Below are 19,376 nucleotides of genomic sequence, written 5' to 3'. Positions count from 1 at the left end.
CATGCGGATTCCCGTTCTGTGCTTCCCCTTCGCGGGCGCCGGCGCCTCGGCGTTCCGCCGCTGCCAGGAGTACGGCAGCGACACCGTCCTCCTCACCCCCGTCCAACTGCCCGGCCGTGAGGAGCGGTTCGGCGAGCAGCCGTACACCGACGTGGTCGCGGCGGTGGACGACCTGCTGCCCGCCGTGCTGGACCAGGTCGCGGGCAGCCCCGCCGTGGCCCTCTTCGGGCACAGCCTCGGCGCGGTCCTCGCCTACGAGATGGCACACCGCATCACCGCGCTCGGCCGGCCCGAGGTGGTCAAGCTGTTCGTCTCCGGTTCCCCCGGCCCCTGGACCAGGCGGGAGACCCGGGCCACCGGCCTGAGCGACGACGAATTCCTGCGACAGGTCCGGGACTTCGCCGGCTACTCCCATCCCGCACTCGAACACCCGGACCTGCGGGAGCTGCTGCTGCCGCCCTTGCGCGCCGACGTCGAGATGCACGAGAACTACCTCGCGCCCTCCCAGAAGCCGCTCACGGTCCCGGTGGTCTCGGTGCGCGGGGAGACCGACGAACTGGTCTCCAGGGAGCAGGCCGCCGAGTGGGAGGCGTCCACCACGGCCGGATGCCGCCAGGTTGAACTGCCCGGCGGACACATGTACCTGGTGGACTCGCCCGTCGGCCTGGTCCGGCTCCTGGACGCCGAACTCGCCGCGCCGGGGGTGCTCCGATGAGTCCGGTGCTCACCGCCGGCGCCCTCGCCGGCAAGGCCGCGATCGTCACGGGCGCGGCCCGGGGCATCGGCCGGGCGTGCGCGCTGGCGTACGCCCGGGCCGGGGCCGACCTGCTGCTCACCGACATCGGCCACGACCTGGACGGCGTGCCCTACCCGCTGGGCACCCCCGGGCAACTCGCCCACACCGCACGGCTCTGCCGTGAGCAGGGCCCCGGCATCACGGTGATCACCGCCGAGGCGGACGTCCGCGACCTGGACGCCGTACGCACGGTGGCCGACACCGCTCTGGACCGGTTCGGCCGGATCGACGTCCTGCTGAACAACGCGGGCATCGCCGCCCCGTCGGGCAAGACGGTGCACGACATCGCGCCCGACGAATGGGGCCTGATGCTCGACATCGACGTCTCGGGCGCCTGGCGCATGATCCGGTCCGTGGGCGCCGCCATGACCGGCCGCCGCTCCGGCAGCGTCATCAACGTCGCCTCCACCGCCGGCCTGGTCGGCTACCGGCACTTCGCCGGCTACGTCACGGCCAAGCACGCCCTCGTCGGGCTGACCAAGGCGGCCGCCCTCGACCTCGCGCCGTACGGGGTACGGGTCAACGCCCTGTGCCCGGGTTCGGTGCGCGACGACGACGCGGCCGAGGGCCGCATGCTCACGGAGATCGCCCGGTCCCTGGAGGTGCCGGTCGAGGAACACGAGGAGACCTTCGTGGCGGCCCAGCCCATGAACCGGCTGATCGAGCCGGAGGACGTGGCGGGGGCGGCCGTATGGCTCGGCTCCGACGACGCACGCCAGGTGACCGGTACGACCGTGACGGTCGACGGTGGCTTCACCAGCCGATGACGGGGGAGGGAACACGATGACCAACACGGACACGGACAAGCTGTGCCGGTCCATGGCACTGCGCGTGCACACCGGGGCCGACCCGCACCGGCTCGGCCGCGCGCTGGCACACGCCGCGAGCGGTGCCCGGCTGTGGGTGGAGGACGTACCGAGCGGCGCGGACAGCGAGATCGCCGCCCTGCACCGGGAACGCGAACTCTCCCGCTCCGCCGACCCGCACACCGGACCCGGTCTGCGCGTAGTCCTGCTGCGGTACCCGGACCAGGTCGCCGACCTGGTCGTGGTCGCCCACCGGGCGGTCCTGGCGGACCCGTACGAGCTGGCCCGGGCGGTGCTCGGCGAAACGGCCCCACCGGCCGCCGCGCCGGACGGCACGGTTCCGGCGGAGCACGGCGAGCGGCTGCGGGCGGCACTGAACGCCCTCGGCCGGACGGCGCCCCCCGAGTGGGGACTCGGCACGCCCGGTGACCCGGCCACCGGCGAGCACGCCTTCACGGTGCCCGCCGACGGCGCCCTCGCCCCCGAACTCACCCTGCGGGCCGCACTCGGCCTGGTGCTGGCACGCTGCACCGGCCGCGACGAAGTGGTGCTCGGCGTGGACGCGGAGCACGCCCTCACCCTCAGCACCGCAGGGGAACCCACGGTCGGCCAGTACCTCGAACGCGTACGGCGGGCCGTCCCGGCAGCCGGACTCGCCCCCGCCGTCGGCCTGTTCACCACCGACACCCCCGAACCGCTCACCGGCGAGGGCGTGAAGGCCGAGACCACCGCCGTCCGGCCCTTCCTCGCACCCCCGCACCACCTGTCACTGCACCTCGCCGACGACGGGTCCACGGTCCTCGCCGGCACCTGCCTCTACCGCCGCTCCGCCTTCGGCGCCGAGACGGTGCGCTGGGTCACCGGCATGCTCGCCACCGCCCACCGGTCCCTCGTCGCGGCCGACGCCGACACCCCGGTCACCGGCCTCGACCTGCTCGACGCGCCCCAGCGGCACGCCCTGGCCCGGCTCGGCGGCCTTCAGCCCCCGGACCAGGCGCCCGAGGAGCGGTCCGAGCGGATCGAACAGACCGTGGGAGGCTGGGCACGGCGCACCCCCGACGCGCCCGCCGTCACCTTCGGGGACCGCACCCTGACCTACCGGCAGCTCGACCAGGAGGCGGCCGGAGCCGCCGCCGGGCTGCGGCGGCTGGGCGTGCGCCCCGGCGACCGGGTCGGCGTCTGTCTCGACCGCTCCCTCGACCTCGTCGTGGTACTGCTCGCCGTGCTCAAGACGGGTGCCGCCTACGTCCCCATGGACCCGGCCTATCCGGGCGAACGGCTCGCCTTCACCACCGAGGACGCCGCACTGCGCCTGGTGGTCACCGAGTCCGAGGCGTTCCCCCGCACCGACGACGTACGGCTCGTACCGCCCTCCGCCCTCGCCGCCGACGGGGAACCGGACGACACCGCCGAGGAGCCGGCCGACGCCCCGGCCTACGTCATCTACACCTCGGGATCCACCGGCCGCCCCAAGGGCGTCGTCGTACCGCACCGCAACGTCGCCGCCCTGCTCGCCGCCACCAAGGACGACTTCGGGCTCGGCACCGACGACGTGTGGACGCTCTTCCACTCCAGCGCGTTCGACTTCTCCGTGTGGGAGATCTGGGGCTGCCTGATGACCGGCGGCCGGCTGGTCGTCGTACCGTACTGGGCGTCGCGGGACCCGGCGCAGTTCGCCGCGCTGCTCGCCGCCGAGCGGGTCACCGTGCTCAGCCAGACCCCGAGTGCCTTCGCACAGCTGACGCAGGTGGACCGGGACGAGCCGATCTCGGCATCCGTGCGTCTGGTCGTCTTCGGCGGCGAACCCCTGGACACCCGCCCCCTCAGGTTCTGGCTGGACCGCCATCCCGAGGAGGAGTGCCGCCTCGTCAACATGTTCGGCATCACCGAGACCACCGTGCACGTCACCGCACAGACCGTCACCCGCCACGAGGCGATCACCGGCTCGCGCTCCGTGGGCCGCCCCCTGCCCGGCTGGCACGTCTACGTCCTCGATCCCGAGGGCCGCGAACTGCCGCCCGGCGTCCCCGGCGAGATCCACGTCGGCGGCCGCGGAGTGGCGGGCCGGTACCTCAACCGCCCCGAACTGACCGAGCAGCGCTTCCTGCCCGACCCGCACGCCCCCGGACTCATGTACCGCAGCGGCGACCGCGGGCGGCTGCTGCCCGACGGCCGGCTGGAACACCTCGGCCGGCTCGACAACCAGGTGAAGCTGCGCGGCTTCCGCATAGAACTGGACGAGATCCGCAGCCGGTTGCTGGACGCGCCGGCGGTCGACGCGGCGGCCGTGGTGCTGCGCGAGGGCACCGACGGCGACACGGCGGGGGCCCGTCTCGACGGCTACGTCGTCTTCCGCGCCGACGGAGCCCTCACCGGCGACCTCCAGGACGTACGACGGCACGCGGCCCGCTTCCTGCCGGACCACATGGTGCCGTCCACCCTCACCGCGCTGTCGGCACTGCCGCTGACTCCCAACGGCAAGGTGGACACCGCCCGTCTGCCCCTGCCGCTCACGGACCAGGACACCGCCGTGCCCGAGACAGCCGGTGACGACCTCGCCTCACGGCTGCGCGCGGTGTGGGAGAGGCTCTTCGGTTTCCGGGTCGGCCCGGACGACGACTTCTTCACCCTCGGCGGCAACTCCCTGCTCGGTGTACGGCTGTTGGCGGCGATGCGAGAACAGGGCCTGCCCACGTTCCCGCTGCCCCAGCTGTATCTGCACCGCACGGTGAGCGCCCTCACGGCGGTCCTCGAAGGGGCGGGAGCCCGCACATGACCCTGCTGCTGATCGGCGCCGGCTCCCAGGCCTACCGCGCCTACCTGCTGCGCTCCGTGGCCGAGGAGTACGACATCCATCTGCTCGCCGACCGGGAGCCGACCTGGGAGACGCCGTACCTGAGCGGACACACGGTGCTGGACACCACGGACGTCGCGGCGATGCGGGAGGCGGCCCGCGCGCTTCCCTGCGAGGGAGTGCTGACCTGGGACGACACCAGGGTCGTGCAGACCGCCCGGCTGGCCGCAGGCCTCGGCCTGCCCGGCACCCCGCCCGAGGCGGCCCTGCGCTGCCGCGACAAACGGGCCACCCGCGAGGCCCTGGACCGCGCCGGGGTGCCGCAGGCACAGTCGATCCTGGTCACCTCGCTGCCGCAGGCCCGCGCCGCCGCGGCCCGGGTCGGCTACCCGCTGGTGCTCAAACCCCGCGCGCTGAACGCCAGTACGGGCGTCGTGAAGGTGGAGTCGGCCGACGCGCTGGCCCGCTCCTTCCGCCTCGCACGGGCGGCCACCGCCCCCGGGGCGCAGGAGGTGGCCCCCGGAGACGTCCTGGTGGAGGAGTACCTGGACGGACCCGAGGTCAGCGTGGACGCGGCCTGGCACGAGGGCCGAATGACACCGGCGTTCGTCGCCCGCAAGGAATGCGGGTTCGCGCCCTACTTCGAGGAGACCGGCCACCTGATCGACGGCGGGGACGCGCTGCTGTCCGACCCCCGTCTGCTGGAGGTGGTCCAGGCGGCCCACACCGCCGTGGGCTTCACCACCGGCTGGACCCACACCGAGCTGCGGCTCACCGCACGCGGCCCCAGGATCGTCGAGATCAACGCCCGCATCGGCGGCGACCGCATCCCCGACATCGGACGGCTCGCACTCGGCGTCGACGCCGCACGGACCGCGGCCCAGGTGGCCTGCGGGCGACTGCCGGAGCTGACGGCACGCGACCGCCGGGTCGCGGCCGTGCGGTTCCTGTACCCGGAGACGGACTGCATCGCGCGCGACGTGCGCATCGAGCCGGGCGCGCTGCCGGGCTCGGTGGACTCGGCGGAGGCGATCGCCCTGCCGGGCCAGGAGATCCGACTGCCACCGAACGGGCATGTGTCCGGCCGCTATGCGCTGATCACCGTGGCGGGGGAGAGCGCGGAGCAGTGCCGTGCCGATCTCGACAAGGCGTCCCAAGCGGTCGCCCTGGAGGTGCTGCGGGCGTTGTGAGGTCCTGGGGGGAGCAGCCAGTGTTCGCCGGGCATCAACCGTTCGGCTGGGCGGCGTTCGGTCGGGCGGCGCTCGGCTGGGCGGTGGTCCAGAATGTCTGCGCGGTGCCGCCGTCGGTCTGCTCGGTCTGCTCGGACGAGGAGCTGTCGACGAAGCTGTAGGGCGGCAGCGGGCCGTTGACCCGCAGGTCGAGGTGCGGGTGCCGCCGGCGGAAATCCTCGATGCCGGCCAGGAACCGCTCCGCTGACCGGCGGTCCACCAGGAAGGAGATGTTGGCCAGCCAGCCGGTGCTCTGCGCCCCGGCGCTGACGTGCGCGGCCAGTGGTGCGAGCGCCTGGTGCAACAGCTCCGCGTCGGTCACCTCGCGTTCCTGCACGGCGGCGGCGATCATCTCCCCGAGCCGCATCTTCTGCTCCTGCGTGCCGCCGCCGGCCTTCCGGTTCGCGTCCGCCAGCGACCGGATGACCTCCTGGTGCGCCATGATCTCGCGGAGGACGGCTTCCTCGTCATGGTTGGCCTTGACGTTGTACTCCGCCGTGCCGTCCAGCGCCTGCAGCCGCTCGAGGAAGTGTTCCGACCGCTCGGCGAGCACCGCGGTCACCGTGTCGTCGTCCACGGAGACACTGCCGAACCGCATCGGCAGCACCGTGCCCTCCGCTGCGGCCTCGTCCAGCACTCGCAGGTGGGCGAGCAGGTCCCGGCGCTTGGGCCGCAGCTCCTCGGGGGCGTCACTCACGATCGCGGCCAGCTCGCCCTGACGCATGACGCGTACCGGCCGCGGGGGCTCTCCGATGCCTTCGAGATCCTGGGGGAGAGGGGAGTGAGAAGCGCGGACGATCCCGTAGACATAGGTGCCCATCTTTCATTCCCCCCTCCTGCGCGCGGCCCGCTCACCCTGGCGCTCCCGGCCCTCGTCACGTGCCTGACCGAAGGCATCGGCGATCGTCTCGGCGGCGCCGGAGAGTGCTCCCTTGGTCTTGCCGCTGGCCCCGGACTCGGTGAGCTTCCCGGTGAGCTCGGTGAGGCCGGCCGGCTTGCGGGGCCCCGCTTCGAGGTCGAGGCGGTTGCAGGCCTCGGCGAAGCGGAGGTAGGTGTCCACACTGGCGACCACGACCCTGACGTCGATCTTCAGAATCTCGATGCCGACGAGAGAGACCCGGACGAACGCGTCGATCACCAGGCCACGGTCGAGGACGAGTTCCAGAACGTCGTAGAGGCCGCTTGAGCCGCCTCCGCCGCCCTGCTGCGTCACCATGGTCATCGCGACCAACCCCTTGTCATCTGCCTCTGCGGGGTTCCGCCGACGGACACCGTCGGCGGCAGCGCGTCGATCTCGCTGTCCCTCGCTGTGACGACGCCTAGGGAGGCGAGTAGCCCCACCACCCGTGATCAAACGCCAGTGCGAGAGGGTCGACGGCGATCAGACACACCGCGTGCCGGACCGCCGCCGACCGCGACCCTCGGGCGATCGGTCACAGAGCGTGAGAGCCTCGTCTCACACCGGATCGGTCCCGCTGTCTAGAGACCCAGCACTTCGCCGTACTTGATGGCTCCGTGGGGGAGTGCGAAGCCGAACGGGGTCAGCGACTTGCCCAGCGGGTACGTCTCCGTGGTGCTGGTCGGTGCGAACCAGACGCCACCGGACCTGGGCTCACCGGCGTTCTCCCCGGGCGCGCTCACCGCGGTGTCCCGCAGTCCGTCGCGGTTGTAGTCGCCGACGGCCACCTGAGCGCCGAAGCGGTCGCCGGCCTCGGCCGTGCCGGGCATGTTTTTGGTGCTCTGGCTGCGGGCCAGGCCGCCGTGGAGGCCGTGCTCCGTGCCGTTCATGGTCACGTATCCGCCCGCGTCCTTGACGGTGCCCACGTCCTCGCCGGGCACGCCGACCACCAGTTCCGGACGGCCGTCCCCGTTCAGGTCGCCCGCGGCCAGCGCGGCACCGAAATCGTCGCCCTCCTCGGCCGCACCCCCGACCTCGGGACTCGACTGGGTGATGCATTCGCTCTCACTGCCGAAGCCCGCGGTCTTCGAGCCCTTCAGCAGGAGCACCGCTCCACCGAGTCGGTCCACGCAATGCGTGCTCTCCGCCTCGGGGTTGGGCTGTACGAGGCCGACCGCGAGGTCGTCCGTGCCGTCCCGGTCGAAGTCGGCGGCGGCGAGCGAGCCGCCCCGGTCGGCGTCGGCGTACCACTGAGCCGGCTTGCCCTGGTGGTCCCAGCGCGTGAGGAAGGTGCCGGAGTCCTCCGCGCCCTGCCAGGTGGCGGCGAGGTCGTCCCGGCCGTCGCGGTCGAAGTCGCCGGTGACCAGGTCGCGGGTGGCGCCGCCCAGGCTGTAGCGGCGCAGGGTGGTGGTCACGCCGGCCGCGGTGAGGGGGCCCGGGCGGAACCGGAGCGAACCGCTCTCCTCGCCGTTCTCGCCGTACACGAGGTCGGTGTCGCCATCCCCGTCGTAGTCGCCCGTGGCGAGGGTGCGGCCAATGCTGCTGAACGCGCCCGCGCCCCTGGCCACGACGGTTCCCTTGACGTCCCATCCCGAGCCGTCCAGGACGGTGATGGTGCCCTCGTCCTTGCTCTGGTCGGAAGTGAGTGACTCGCCGCTGGAGCCGACGACGAGTTCGTAGACACCGTCGCCGTTCACGTCGACGGGTGCCACGGAGGACCCGAAGCGGTCGCCCGCCTCGGGCGTGCCGGGTATGCCGGCCTCTGCCTGGCTGATGACGCCGGTGGACTGGCTCGGGCTCTGCGGACCGCCGTAGATCACGCTGACGTAGCCGGCCTTGGCCTTGCCGTCCACCGTGGCGTCGGGCATGCCGACGGCGATGTCCGCGTATCCGTCGCCGTTGAAGTCGAACCGCGGAGTGGTCGTAGCGGCCGCGGCCGTTCCGGCGAGAGGCAGGGTGAGACCTGCGGCGGTGAGGGCCGCTACGGCGGCAATGGCGGCCAGGGTGCGTGCACGCACGGGGGAACTCCCGTAGTCGAAGGGGATGATGAGAACGGCGGTTCTCGGAGAGGTGACTCCTGAGGTGTACGAAGGGTTGCGTGAAGGTGGCCATTCGTCTTGCGAGGTCCGGCCCTGGTGAACGTGTTGGTCCGTGGCCTGGCCCTTGGCAACGCGCCATGGCACGTCCTGATGCGGGCCCCGAGGCATCGGTCGAGCGGAACCGGTGAGGCCACTGTGATGATCTTCGAGGCTTCTGCGCTCCTCCAGTGAGGCTCGACTGCCTCACTGAATCCACACCACGTCCGACTTGGTCGGGGCAGCGCATGCGCCTGCCCGATCGGCCAAGATCTACAAACTCCTTGGGGCAACCTTGACGAGAAGTGCAATGCCGAAGCGGCTGCTGGTCCGGACGGGGAGCGCGGTCGCGGCCATGACCCTTGCCCTCCTGGCCGCGCCACTGGCGGACACCGCGCACGCCTACAGCGCCACGTCGGGAACGCTGAGCTTCAACGGCGAGCCGGGCGAGCCCATTTCGGGAGGCCGGTCGTACGCGTACACATCCGGAGCGGTCCAGATGTTCGACGTCCAGGGCAGCACGGATGAGAACAGCCTCACTGTCGCGGTAGACGCGGAGCAAGGCACACTCTGGCGCCTCAACATCGCCGCGCCCGACGGCGAGAAGCTGACCGAGGGCACCACCTACACCGGAACGAAGCAATGGCCCGACGCCCAACCGGCGGATCCGGAACTCACGTTCAGCGGAACCGATGACGGGACCGAGAAGTGGTGCAATACCAGCTCCGGCTCGTTCACCATCGAGCACATCGCGTTCGGACCCTACGGCTACGTCCATGAGCTTGACGCATCCTTCGAGCAGTACTGCAACGGATCAACGGTGCCTCTGCGCGGCGAGGTTCACGCGGTCATGCCCGAGCCTCCGGTCGAACTGGCCATGGGGATCAAGGCCAGCCCCGAGGGCACGGTGGCCGTCCCGGAGGGCCGAATCGCCGTCGGTGGCACCGTGACCTGCAACAAGCCCGCGTCCGTCTCAGTCGTCGGCCAGGTCTTCCAGATCCAGAAGAAGGGCACACCGAGCGCAACGTACGACATCGCCGTGGCCTGCACGCCGGGCTCGCCCGTCCCATGGTCCGTCAGCCTCACCAGCCAGGAGCCCGGCACCGCCTTCCAACCCGGCCTCGCGACCATGCGCACCAGGGCCCGTGCAAACGACCGGGACTACCCGGTGACCGCCGACACCGGCCAGCAGGAGTCGCAGGTATGGCTCTCCAAGTCCTGATTCCAGCAGTATCAGCTGCCAGCGCTGGTGCGTATCCCCGCCTCTTGACCTGACCCGACCTGCCCTGACGCGCCCGCCGTGACTTGCGTCCGGCGGGCGCGTCCTTTTGGCGCGCAAGCCGGTCATGGGCCACCGCACCTCATGGCATCAAACGCAGAACCCTTGATGGCCTGATGTGACAGATCCTGGTCATTGCGGCCGCATCCGGCCCGGCGGGATGATCAGGCCATGTCCCCACCGCACCGCGTTGTGATCGTCGCCTTCCCCGGCATCGAGCTGCTGGATGTCACCGGCCCGGCCGAGGTGTTCTCCGTCGCCTCCCGGGTCGCCGGACCCGAACGGCCCGCGTACACCGTGCAGATCGCGACGGCCGACGGCGGCCCGGTGGTCACGTCCAGCGGCGTGCGGTTGATGGCTGATCTGACCCTCGACGACGTGACCGGCCCGGTGGACACCCTGCTCGTGGCGGGGGCGATCGAACTGGCCGACGGCGGCCGCGTGGAACCGGTGATCGACCGCGAGGTCACACACTGGCTCCGCCACGGGACTTGCCGGGCCCGGCGGATCGGATCGATCTGCGCGGGAGCGCACCTGCTGGCCGCTGCCGGGGTGCTGGAGGGCCGGCCGGCCACGACGCACTGGCTCACCGCGGGCAGACTGGCCGCCGAGCACCCCAGCGTGCGAGTCGACCCCGACCCGATCTTCATCCGGGACGGGCAGGTGTGGACATGCGCCGGCGTCACCTCCGGGATGGACATGGCGCTGGCCATGGTCGCCGAGGACCACGGCCAGGACCTCGCGCTCGCGACCGCCCGGATGATGGTGATGTACGTCAAACGCTCCGGCGGGCAGAGCCAGTTCAGCGTGCCGCTGTCCGTCCAGAGCGTCGAGGACGACCGGATCGACGAACTGCGGATGTGGATCGCCGAACACCTCACCGACGACCTCTCCCTCGAAGCGCTGGCGGCGCGCACACATCTGAGCGTGCGCCACTTCACCCGGCTGTTCCAGCAGCGGACCTCGACGACACCGGCCGCATACGTGGAAGCGGTCAGGGTGGAAGCCGCCCGCCGACTGCTGGAGGACAGCGACCGAAGCCTGCCGGAGGTCGCCGCCGTCAGCGGCCTCGGCTCCGTGGAGACGCTGCATCGCGCCTTCCGGAGGCGGTTGGGCACCACCCCGGCCGAGTACCGCCGCCGATTCTGACCCACCCCCACACCGCCCACCTGTCAGCCGGTGCCGCGTCAGCGCACCGGCCGAGCCTTGCCATGCCCGTACAGCAGGGCAGCGACCAGCCCACTTCGAAGGAAAGCCATGTCCCGCACCAAGGTCGTCCCCATCCCGGTCATGGGCCGCCACAACATCAACGCCTACCTGCTGCTCGGCCGCAGGCCCGTCATCGTCGACGCCGGCACCCCCGGCAGCGGCCGGAAGATCCTCGACCAGATCACCGCCCACGGTGTCGATCCCGCCGACGTCGCGCTGATCGTCATCACCCACGGCCACATCGACCACTTCGGCTCCGCCGCCGAACTGCACCGGCTCACCGGGGCCCCCGTCGCCGGACACATGGCCGACCTCGGGCCGTACCGCTCCGGCCGGGCCCGCGAACCGTACCTGCCCACCGGCCCTATGGGGCGCCTCATGGCACGCAACCGGAAGCTCCACGTTCGGGCCGAGCCCGTCGACCCGGCCGTGCTGATCCGCGGTGAGACCGGCCTGGAGGACTACGGGCTCGCGGCGCGCATCATGCCCACCCCCGGCCACACCGCCGGATCGGTCTCCGTCCTCACCGACGACGGAGACCTCGTCGCCGGCGACCTGATCGCGGGCTCTTTCATGGGCCTCGTCCCCGGCAGACCCGCCAACCCGCCCTTCCATGACGACCCTCGGCAGAACCTCGCCAGCCTCCACGAGATGCTCGCCCTCGACCCCATCAGCCTGCACGTCGGCCACGGCACGCCGCTCGATCCCGGCCGGGTCCGGCGGTGGGCCGAGAAGGAAGGTGACCGCCTGGCACGACTCGACGCCGCAGGGCGCCTCCCTGTCCGTGGCGAGTAACGCACTCACGGCGGCCCTGCACCTGGACGGCCTCCGACGGCCGACAGCCGCGTATGCCGCCCCTGGGCAGGCCCCATGGAGCGGGCGCGGACGGAGGTCGCACGGGTCGCCGGCCTGAGGTGTGAGGGTGCGTGTCCGGGCTCCGTCGCGCTCGCACCGGCGGGTGTGACGTGAGTCACGTATTTGTGATGTGCATTTCAGACAACCATCTTCGGCCATGGCGGGTCGTCCATGCGTACTCTTTCAGCCACTCACGTTCATGAGGTTCGTATGAAGCTTCGCCGGTCTCTGGCTCTCGCCGCCGCGACGGCCGCTCTGGCTCCGGCCGTCCTGCTGACGGCCTCGGCCGCCCACGCCGCGGACGACGACACCGCTTCCCCGACCGTCAGTGAGACGGCTCCCGCGGAAGAGCAGTCGACGCCCGCCGCCGAGGACACCACCCCGGCTGCCGAGGACACCACCGCGGCCGGCGAGGAGACGACTCCCGCCGCCGAGGACACTCCGCCGACGGCCGACGAAGACCTTCCCGCAGCCGCGCAGTCGTCTTCCAGCGCATCCGCGTCTGCATCCGTATCCGCGTCCGCTTCCGTGTCCGCCACCCCCTCGGCGTCCGCGTCGGGCGGCCCGTTCGAGTGCAACGAGGGCGAGGACAAGGTCCAGATCGACAAGGATCTGCACACCGGCCTCTCCGGCCTGCCGTCGAAGATCGTCGCGGGCAGCGGGTTCCACGCATTCCAGCTGAACGTGAACAACACCGGCGGCCGGACCTACCAGCGCGTCGACCTGGGCGTGTTCGCCGCCCAGATGAACGAGCAGGACTACTTCATCGACACCAGCCACCTCAGCCTGCAGTACAAGGACCCGTCCTCGGGCAAGTGGGTCGGCATCTCCCTGGACGAGAACGACGAGGGTGCCGGCTACCTCGGCTACACCGATGTGAAGGCCCACGAGTCCTTCTCCATCGATATGCGCCTGGCCGTCGACGCGAAGGCGCCGGCCGGCCTGGGCTACGCCATCAGCATCGGTATGTACGCCGATGACGAGGGCAACTGCGTCTTCTCCGGTGACGACAGCTTCTACGAGTTCGACATCCTGAAGGCCGGCGCGACGCCCGGCGACCCCGGTGACGCCAAGCCGCAGGGCGGCAAGAAGCCGCTGCCCAAGCACCAGCCCTCCGGCAACACCAAGATCGAGCCCCAGGGTCACCTCGCCGAGACCGGCTCCAGCTCGGTTCTGCCCGTGATCGCCCTGGCCGGAGGCGCTGCCGTGGTCGTCGGAGGCGGCGCGGTGTTCGCGGTGCGCCGACGCAAGAACGCGGACCAGGGCGCCGTAGCCTGACATTGGTGTCTGACCGGCTGAACGCGCAGGCTGCGTTCAGCCGGTCACAGGCCGGGCGGACTTGGGGCCGTGCCCTGTCTGGGAGTGGCGACCGGTGCTCCTGGGCGCCGCTGGTAGGTGATCTCGTCCGGCCGACCGCGTGAGGATGGGTCGCGCAGTTGGCCGTGGCGTGTTTCAGCTGCGAGGGACCCGTACGAAGGCCTTTCAGGCCCTTCTGGCGGCGGATGCGGTCACGGTCCCGGCTAGCGAGCCCTTCCACGGCCCGGGCCGTACAACATCTCTGGTCCGAACAGTGAGGTGACCATCGCCGTCTACCACGTCGGCTGACCCCCTCGCCGCATGGTGCCCTGTCCGCTCCTGGGGAAGGGCACACGGCGCGGGCGGTCATGGAGGCCCGCGCTGTCGAGTGTGCCTTCGTTGGCGGAGCGCGGCTCGCCGAGCGCCCGGCGGCGACACTCACGGTACGAGGGATGATCGTGCCCATGGCCGTCGAGCCGCTGGCCAGGGCCATTCGTTCGGTTGCCGGTGATCTGGTGCTGCATTGATCGGCCAGGCAGTTGCAGTCGAGGTATTCACCGGGGTGGAGCTGTTGGTCCGCCGGCGGTCGTGCGGGGCTGGCGCTCCTGTGCCTGCCTGCCGGCGTGAAGGGCGGTGAGGCCGAAGGCCAGTCCTCCGGCGATGAACCAGGGGTTCCAAAGTGCCAGCGTCCAGGCCCGCTGCTCACCGCTCACGGAAGGGTGCAGGTGCGTTGCGTCAGTCAGCAGCAGCACTTCGATGCCGATGCCGCGCGCGAGGAGGAGTGTGCTGACGCCCCAGCCCGACCACCGTGCCAGCCGAGCGGGGACGCCCTGAAGCGGGCACTTGGCGAGGATCCAAGCCAACACGGTGCCGAGCAGGCAGAGTGCGCCCACGCCCCACAGACCGGCTATGACGACCCACAGTGGTCGTTCCGTGGCCAGGGGACCGGCTGAAATGCTCAGCCCCACATCACCTCCCAGAGCCCAGTAGAAGTGCAGCCCGGCGAACACGGCCGCCCACGAGCCCGCGAGGCGCCCCCACAGCACGCGCCGTTCACAGCCGCCTGTCGCCGCCCGTTCGCGGTTCACCGCCGACCCTCGCGGTCCTCGGGCCGGTCTGCGCGCGGGACGTCCGTCTCCGGCACCACAAGGAAAGCGATGCCCTCGGTCAGGTCGACGCGCGAGAGGGGCGGTGCGCCGTCGCTCTCGTCGTCCCGCCGCAACAGCTCTACCCGCCGCTGCTCCAGCTCTGCCGTCTTGTTGCCGTTCACGGTGGCTGTGAATTCGTCGAAGGCGATGCTCGACAGGGACCGTCCGGTGCGCTTGCGTACCCAGGGGATCAAGCCCAGCCCGGTGAACCAGCGCCATGCGCTCTCCACGAAGGCGAACAAGATCAGAAGACATACGAGCGCCGGTAACGACGTGGCCCATATAGCCACAGTGAACCCCCATCTTCCGTAAGGCGGTCGGTAGTTGGGAAACGTCAAGGGGTGTGGCGTCGTTCCCATGGGGCGTGCTGTGCGGGATGTCCCGGGAGGCCGACGACCGATCCGCGAGTCGACCGCCGACGCGACCTGGGCGCGATCGTCATGACGGCACCGGCGATCACGTGTTTCGTGCTGAGTGTCCACGCCGAGTCATGAGGCTGCTACTGACCTACCGATAGCGCGACATCGCGTGTGAGGCGACACCATGTTGCCCCCGGAGTTCGGGGTTCGGCCGCTCTCTCACGTGGCTCGACGGAGGGTAGGCTTCCGGCTCGTCGTGGAGGGACAGGGGGCGTGCGTGAGTGAATTCGGGAAGTGCCGGCGCAGGGCTGTGGTGGCCGTCATGGTGCTGGCCACAGTGTTCCCGTCGGCCGGGTGTGGCACGGCCTCCGAGCCGGAGGGTTCTCGGACTCCCGGTCCGGCCGACACCAGCCTCCCATCGAAGGGCCATCAAGACGCTCTCACCTGGGAGTTCGCGCACATCGCTGACTTCGACGGTGAACTCACGGATGTCGCCGCCCTGGCCGAGGACGACATCTGGGCCGTCGGTTTCGAGAGGAACGGCGCGGCGGACCCCCGACTGCTGCACTACGACGGGAAGCGGTGGAAGCGCGAGCCCCTTCCCGGCGCTCTCGGCCCCACCGACTACGCGCCCGTGATCGACGAAGTCGGCGAGGACGTCCTGTGGATGCGCCCGCGGACCGACCGAGTGGGCACCGGCGTGAACCGCTGGGCACAGTGGGACGGCACCCGCTGGTCAGCAGTGCCGAGCCCGCCGCCGGGCAAGCTCGGACTCCTTGACGCAGCGGACCCGGACAACGTCTGGGCCCTCGCCGACGAGCAGACCGCTCTCCATTGGGACGGAACCCGTTGGACGACGACCCGGCTGCCCTACCGTGCGTCCGACCTCGAGGTGGCCGGGCCGGACGACGTCTGGGCGGTCGGCGGCAGATCCACCGGGCCGGGAACCCGGCTGAGCGACGGCGAACACTACGATCAGCCGGCCTCGATGCATTGGGACGGCACTTCTTGGCGGCCGGTCGAGACCCCGCTGGTGCGGTTCGCGGACCCCGTACCCCCGGAGCCGAGCGCCGGACTCAGCCAGGTCTTCGTTCTCGACAGCGGTGAGGTACGCGCCTACGGCATCAACAGCTTCAACCACGGCGAGGTCGAACCCGAACCCGCGGACGAAGCCATCCGGCTGCGCTGGACCGGATCGAAGTGGGTTGATCAGGAGTCAGTCCTCGGCCGCTGTGCTCGGCGCACGCCGGTGGGCCAGGACGACAAGGGCCTGTTCCTCGACGGCAATTGGTACCTGACCGACGACGGGCGATGCCTCAAGATCAAACGCCGTCGCCTGCCCCTGTCGACCGGTGCGGGCAAGGGTTCGCACCAGTCGCTGTGGCTGACGGAGATCCACCGGATACCAGGCACCGACGACTGGCTGGGCGCCGGAAAAGTCGAGGTAAACCAGTCCGGCGATCCCTTCAGCGCCCCTGTGGTCGTACGTCTGAAGCGCGGCGGGTGACCGTCTTCAATTGCGGAAGAGCATTGCGCGGATATGAGAAAGAGCATTGCGCGGACCGCTCGTCCTGCGCCCTTCCGGCGTCAGTGGGGCGTTGGGGTGCCCCGCCATATCAGCCCCTCACCTGGGGTGATGAGCGGCGCTGTGCCCCGGGGTGGACGGTAATCGTGCACAGCCTCTTGGTGGCACGGGTGAGGGCGACATAAAGGTCCCGCTCACCGCTGGGGCGGGCCGCAGCGATCTCCTCCGGGCCGACGACGACGATCGCGTCGAACTCAAGGCCTCGGGCCTCCGATGCCGGCACGAGGCGCGCCCACTGGGCGGCGCCGGCGGATGCCATGTCCTTGATCCGGGCATCCGCGCAGATCACGGCGAGCAGTTCGTCGGGGTGAGCTGCGGTCTGCGCCCGGAGTTCCTCGGTCACGGTGCTGGTGAGGGTGTGCGGGGATGCGGTGAGGTGGCGTGGAGGGGCCCCGTGGCGGATCGAGCGGCTTGGTGTCTGACCCGGGGCGATCCGTGCGAGCAGGTTGTGGGTGGTCGCCAGGATCTCGTGGGTCGTGCGGTAGCTGACGGTGAGGGTGTGCAGGGTGAACCGGTTGTCGAGATGCGGGCCCAGCGCCTGGGACCAGTCGCTTGCCGCCGTCGCCGGTCCCGCTTGGGCGAAGTCGCCGACCAGCGTCATCGATCGGGCCGGACAACGGCGCAGCACCATCCGCCACTGAAGGGCGGTCAGCTCCTGGGCCTCGTCGATGACGACGTGCCCGAAGGTGCGCTCCGGCGGCCCGTCCACGAGGTTGGCCACCTCGTCCAGCAGCGGGATATCGGCGTCCGTCCACGGACTGTCCGGAGAACGCAGTAGCCGGGAACGTTCGTCGTCCGTGAGCGACGGCAGGTGCGTGGTCATCGTGCGGGCGTCTGTCAGCAGGTCCCGGACGACCTCGTCGGGCATCAGCCGTGGCCACAGGACCTCCACGGCGTGGTCCACGTGGGCGTCGCCTTCGAGGTGGGCACGGAGGGCGTCCGCGTCGAACATCTCTGCCGGGTCCGTGGCCGGCGCGTCGTCGACGTCGAAACCGAGAGCACACAGGTCGGCCAGGGCCGCGGCGTCGAGATCCAAGCGGGTGTTCTCGGCGATGTCGGCGTCGATGCTTGCGAGGGCCTCGACGGTACGACGTTCCAGCGAGCTTGTGACGGTGCTGATCAGGCGGTCCTTGAACACCTCCCGCGCGCGGTTGTGCGCCAGGCCGCTCGTCGCAGCCGCCTCCCGGGCCGCCGTGATGTCCCCGCTGCTCAGGCGGACGCCTTCCTGCCCCACACGCACCGCGAATCCCTGGTCCCACGGCGCCTGCCGGGAACGCACCAGTCGTGCCAGTGCCTCGGCCAGCGTCAGGTCACCCTTGAGCCTGGCGACCTCGGCGGACGGCTCCACGATCTCGGGCACCATCCCGGTCAGGTCCGCGCACGTGGCCAGAAGGACGTCGCTTTCGCCGAGCGAGGGGAGCACCTGGGAGATGTAGTCGAGGAACCGTGGGTTCGGTCCGAGCACCAGGACGCCACGCTCGGCGGCCCGCGCGAAGGCGTACAGCACGTACGCCGCCCGGTGCAGGGCTACTACGGTCTTGCCTGTACCCGGTCCACCTTGCACCACCGTGACCCCCTGGTGCGGGGAACGGACGATCGCGTCCTGCTCCGCTTGCAGCGTCGCCACTGCCGCACGCATCCGCCCCGTGCGCTGGGCTTCCAGCGCTTCCGTCAGCGCACTGTCGCCGACGACGTCGCCGGGTGCAGGTGCGGAGCTGTCCAACAGTTCGTCGTTCACTGCACGGACTGCGCGGTGAACCAGACGCAGGTGCCGGCGGCGGCGCAGTCCCATCGGATGCACGGCCGTCGCCGTGTAGAAGGGGCGAGCCGCTTGCGCTCGCCAGTCGACGAGCAGCGGCAGGTCCAGGTCATCTGCAGGTAGGCCAACCCGTCCGATGTGCAGGACGGTTCCGTCCGCGCCGTCGATCCGGCCGAACACCAGCCCTTCCTCGGCGCCCTCCAGCCGGCGAAGCTGCCGCGACAGACGCTCCGCGGTCACATCACGCGCGTACACCTCGCCCGCGCTGTCGGCCGACGACCTCAGCACGTCCGCCAGCTCGGCCCGTACATCCGCCATCTGCTCATCGAGCCGCCCGTACATGGCGGACACGTGCGCCTGCTCCACCCGGACCTGTCCTGCGGCTTCCTCATTGAACTGCGACAACAGGTTTCCTCTCGACTCGACTCGGCCCTCCACTATGGAGTCGAATCTCCGCGAAAGTAAGGCTTGACTTACTTGTCCGAGTCGGCCGCCGGGGGGCTTCGTCGATGTGGACTCGGGTTCGGCTCACGCAGCCAGCCGGACGCCAGGATCTGCCGCTGCTGATGGATGACCCTCGGGTGTCCACTACACACGTGACGGTGGGGTTCGGTGCACACCGGCGCGTTGGCGGAGAACGCCGAGTTCGGGAGCTTGGCCGTCGCCGCGATTGGTGCGATCGGGTGATTGCGGGCATCTTGAGCAGTCCGCGCCCTAGGTCTCAGCGGATTACCGACGTCCGGACGCGACAAGCGGCCGACCGGCGGCGACTGCCGCCGCCACACGGAGGAAAGGCACTGAACATGACGTACATGGGCTCTCGGATGATGCGGAGTGCGGGGCTGATGGCCGCCGCGGGCGCGGTAGTGCTCGGTGGGGCCGCGGCTGCCTCGGCCGACAGCGGCGCGCAGGGGATTGCGGTCGGCTCGCCCGGCGTGCTGTCGGGCAACGTGATTCAGGTCCCGATCAACATCCCGGTCAACGCCTGCGGCAACACCGTCAACGTGATCGGCTTGCTGAACCCGTCCTTCGGCAACACCTGCGCCAACATCGGTAGGTGACGCAGTAGCAGGACCAGCGGGCCCACCGGTGGGTGGGCCCGTGCCTCTCGCAACAGGGCTGTGCCCACGCCCGGACCACGGCGGCGCCCACCCCGGTCCGCTGCTTTACGGAGCATGCTTTATGGAGCATCGCCATGGCGCGCGGCGCTCGCGCACATGCCCCGTTACCCGCGGAAGTAACTCCCACTTCGTATGCTTGTCAGCCAGAGGTAAGGGCACCTGGTGGC

At 70.7% G+C, this 19,376-nt stretch carries 16 protein-coding genes; 10 read left to right on the top strand and 6 right to left on the bottom strand.

The annotated features are described in order from the left end of the window. Position 1: 1 nt before the first annotated feature. Genes N8I86_RS00935 through N8I86_RS00920 form a run of 4 tightly spaced genes read left to right on the top strand, consistent with a single transcriptional unit; the run spans position 2 to position 5,586 of the window. Positions 2-715, top strand: a complete 714-nt coding sequence (locus tag N8I86_RS00935) for a thioesterase II family protein (RefSeq protein WP_263276765.1) — start codon at positions 2-4, stop codon at positions 713-715. Continuing rightward, a complete protein-coding gene (locus tag N8I86_RS00930; protein ID WP_073896493.1) occupies positions 712-1,563 on the top strand; it encodes an SDR family oxidoreductase in 852 nt (283 codons plus the stop codon). Before N8I86_RS00935 ends, N8I86_RS00930 begins: the two co-directional genes overlap by 4 nt. A gap of 16 nt (positions 1,564-1,579) precedes the next feature. Continuing rightward, positions 1,580-4,378 carry a non-ribosomal peptide synthetase gene (locus N8I86_RS00925; protein WP_263276764.1) on the top strand — a complete coding sequence of 933 codons (2,799 nt, stop codon included), beginning with the start codon at positions 1,580-1,582 and terminating at the stop codon, positions 4,376-4,378. Next, entirely contained in the window at positions 4,375-5,586 is a 1,212-nt protein-coding gene (locus N8I86_RS00920) for an ATP-grasp domain-containing protein (RefSeq protein ID WP_263276763.1), read from the top strand. The genes N8I86_RS00925 and N8I86_RS00920 overlap by 4 nt, the downstream gene beginning before the upstream one ends. A gap of 34 nt (positions 5,587-5,620) precedes the next feature. On the opposite strand, the gene N8I86_RS00915 is transcribed toward N8I86_RS00920, so the two are convergent. The 3 genes from N8I86_RS00915 to N8I86_RS00905 form a co-directional block, all read right to left on the bottom strand. Then, positions 5,621-6,445, bottom strand: coding sequence for a GvpL/GvpF family gas vesicle protein (locus tag N8I86_RS00915; RefSeq protein WP_263276762.1), 825 nt, complete (start codon positions 6,443-6,445; stop codon positions 5,621-5,623). 3 nt (positions 6,446-6,448) lie between these two features. Then, on the bottom strand, positions 6,449-6,847 hold the full coding sequence (locus tag N8I86_RS00910) for a gas vesicle structural protein GvpA (protein ID WP_073896498.1): 399 nt from the start codon (positions 6,845-6,847) through the stop codon (positions 6,449-6,451). Positions 6,848-7,104: 257 nt separating this feature from the next. Further along, entirely contained in the window at positions 7,105-8,541 is a 1,437-nt protein-coding gene (locus N8I86_RS00905; protein ID WP_263276761.1) for an FG-GAP repeat protein, read from the bottom strand. 367 nt (positions 8,542-8,908) lie between these two features. On the opposite strand from N8I86_RS00905, the gene N8I86_RS00900 reads away from it, so the two are divergent. The 4 genes from N8I86_RS00900 (at position 8,909) to N8I86_RS00885 (ending at position 13,219) form a co-directional block, all read left to right on the top strand. Continuing rightward, positions 8,909-9,820: a hypothetical protein gene (locus tag N8I86_RS00900; protein WP_263276760.1), complete on the top strand. Its 912-nt coding sequence runs from the start codon at positions 8,909-8,911 to the stop codon at positions 9,818-9,820. Between the two features lie 228 nt (positions 9,821-10,048). Beyond that, complete coding sequence (locus N8I86_RS00895) at positions 10,049-11,026, top strand: GlxA family transcriptional regulator (protein ID WP_263276759.1); 978 nt, start codon at positions 10,049-10,051, stop codon at positions 11,024-11,026. Positions 11,027-11,134: 108 nt separating this feature from the next. Further along, entirely contained in the window at positions 11,135-11,881 is a 747-nt protein-coding gene (locus N8I86_RS00890) for an MBL fold metallo-hydrolase (RefSeq protein ID WP_263276758.1), read from the top strand. Positions 11,882-12,151: 270 nt separating this feature from the next. Next, positions 12,152-13,219, top strand: a complete 1,068-nt coding sequence (locus N8I86_RS00885; RefSeq protein ID WP_263276757.1) for an LAETG motif-containing sortase-dependent surface protein — start codon at positions 12,152-12,154, stop codon at positions 13,217-13,219. 572 nt (positions 13,220-13,791) lie between these two features. On the opposite strand, the gene N8I86_RS00880 is transcribed toward N8I86_RS00885, so the two are convergent. Together N8I86_RS00880 and N8I86_RS00875 are read right to left on the bottom strand one after the other, a co-directional pair. Next, the gene (locus N8I86_RS00880; protein ID WP_263276756.1) at positions 13,792-14,325 is read right to left on the bottom strand and encodes a DUF3995 domain-containing protein; all 534 of its coding nucleotides are present in this window, start codon (positions 14,323-14,325) and stop codon (positions 13,792-13,794) included. Next, positions 14,322-14,627, bottom strand: coding sequence for a DUF6191 domain-containing protein (locus tag N8I86_RS00875; protein WP_263276755.1), 306 nt, complete (start codon positions 14,625-14,627; stop codon positions 14,322-14,324). Before N8I86_RS00875 ends, N8I86_RS00880 begins: the two co-directional genes overlap by 4 nt. A gap of 439 nt (positions 14,628-15,066) precedes the next feature. On the opposite strand from N8I86_RS00875, the gene N8I86_RS00870 reads away from it, so the two are divergent. Further along, positions 15,067-16,251 carry a hypothetical protein gene (locus tag N8I86_RS00870; protein ID WP_263276754.1) on the top strand — a complete coding sequence of 395 codons (1,185 nt, stop codon included), beginning with the start codon at positions 15,067-15,069 and terminating at the stop codon, positions 16,249-16,251. A gap of 109 nt (positions 16,252-16,360) precedes the next feature. Here N8I86_RS00870 and N8I86_RS00865 read toward each other — a convergent pair whose 3' ends face one another. Next, the gene (locus N8I86_RS00865; RefSeq protein WP_404830867.1) at positions 16,361-18,430 is read right to left on the bottom strand and encodes a HelD family protein; all 2,070 of its coding nucleotides are present in this window, start codon (positions 18,428-18,430) and stop codon (positions 16,361-16,363) included. A 482-nt stretch (positions 18,431-18,912) separates the two neighbouring features. Between N8I86_RS00865 and N8I86_RS00860 the strand changes: the two genes are divergently transcribed. Beyond that, positions 18,913-19,149: a chaplin gene (locus tag N8I86_RS00860; RefSeq protein ID WP_073896514.1), complete on the top strand. Its 237-nt coding sequence runs from the start codon at positions 18,913-18,915 to the stop codon at positions 19,147-19,149. Positions 19,150-19,376 lie beyond the last annotated feature (227 nt).

The sequence above is a fragment of the Streptomyces albidicamelliae genome, from assembly GCF_025642175.1.
GTDB lineage: Bacteria > Actinomycetota > Actinomycetes > Streptomycetales > Streptomycetaceae > Streptomyces > Streptomyces albidocamelliae.
Note: the sequence above shows the minus strand (reverse complement) of the source record. Positions and strands in the feature narration are given on the sequence as shown.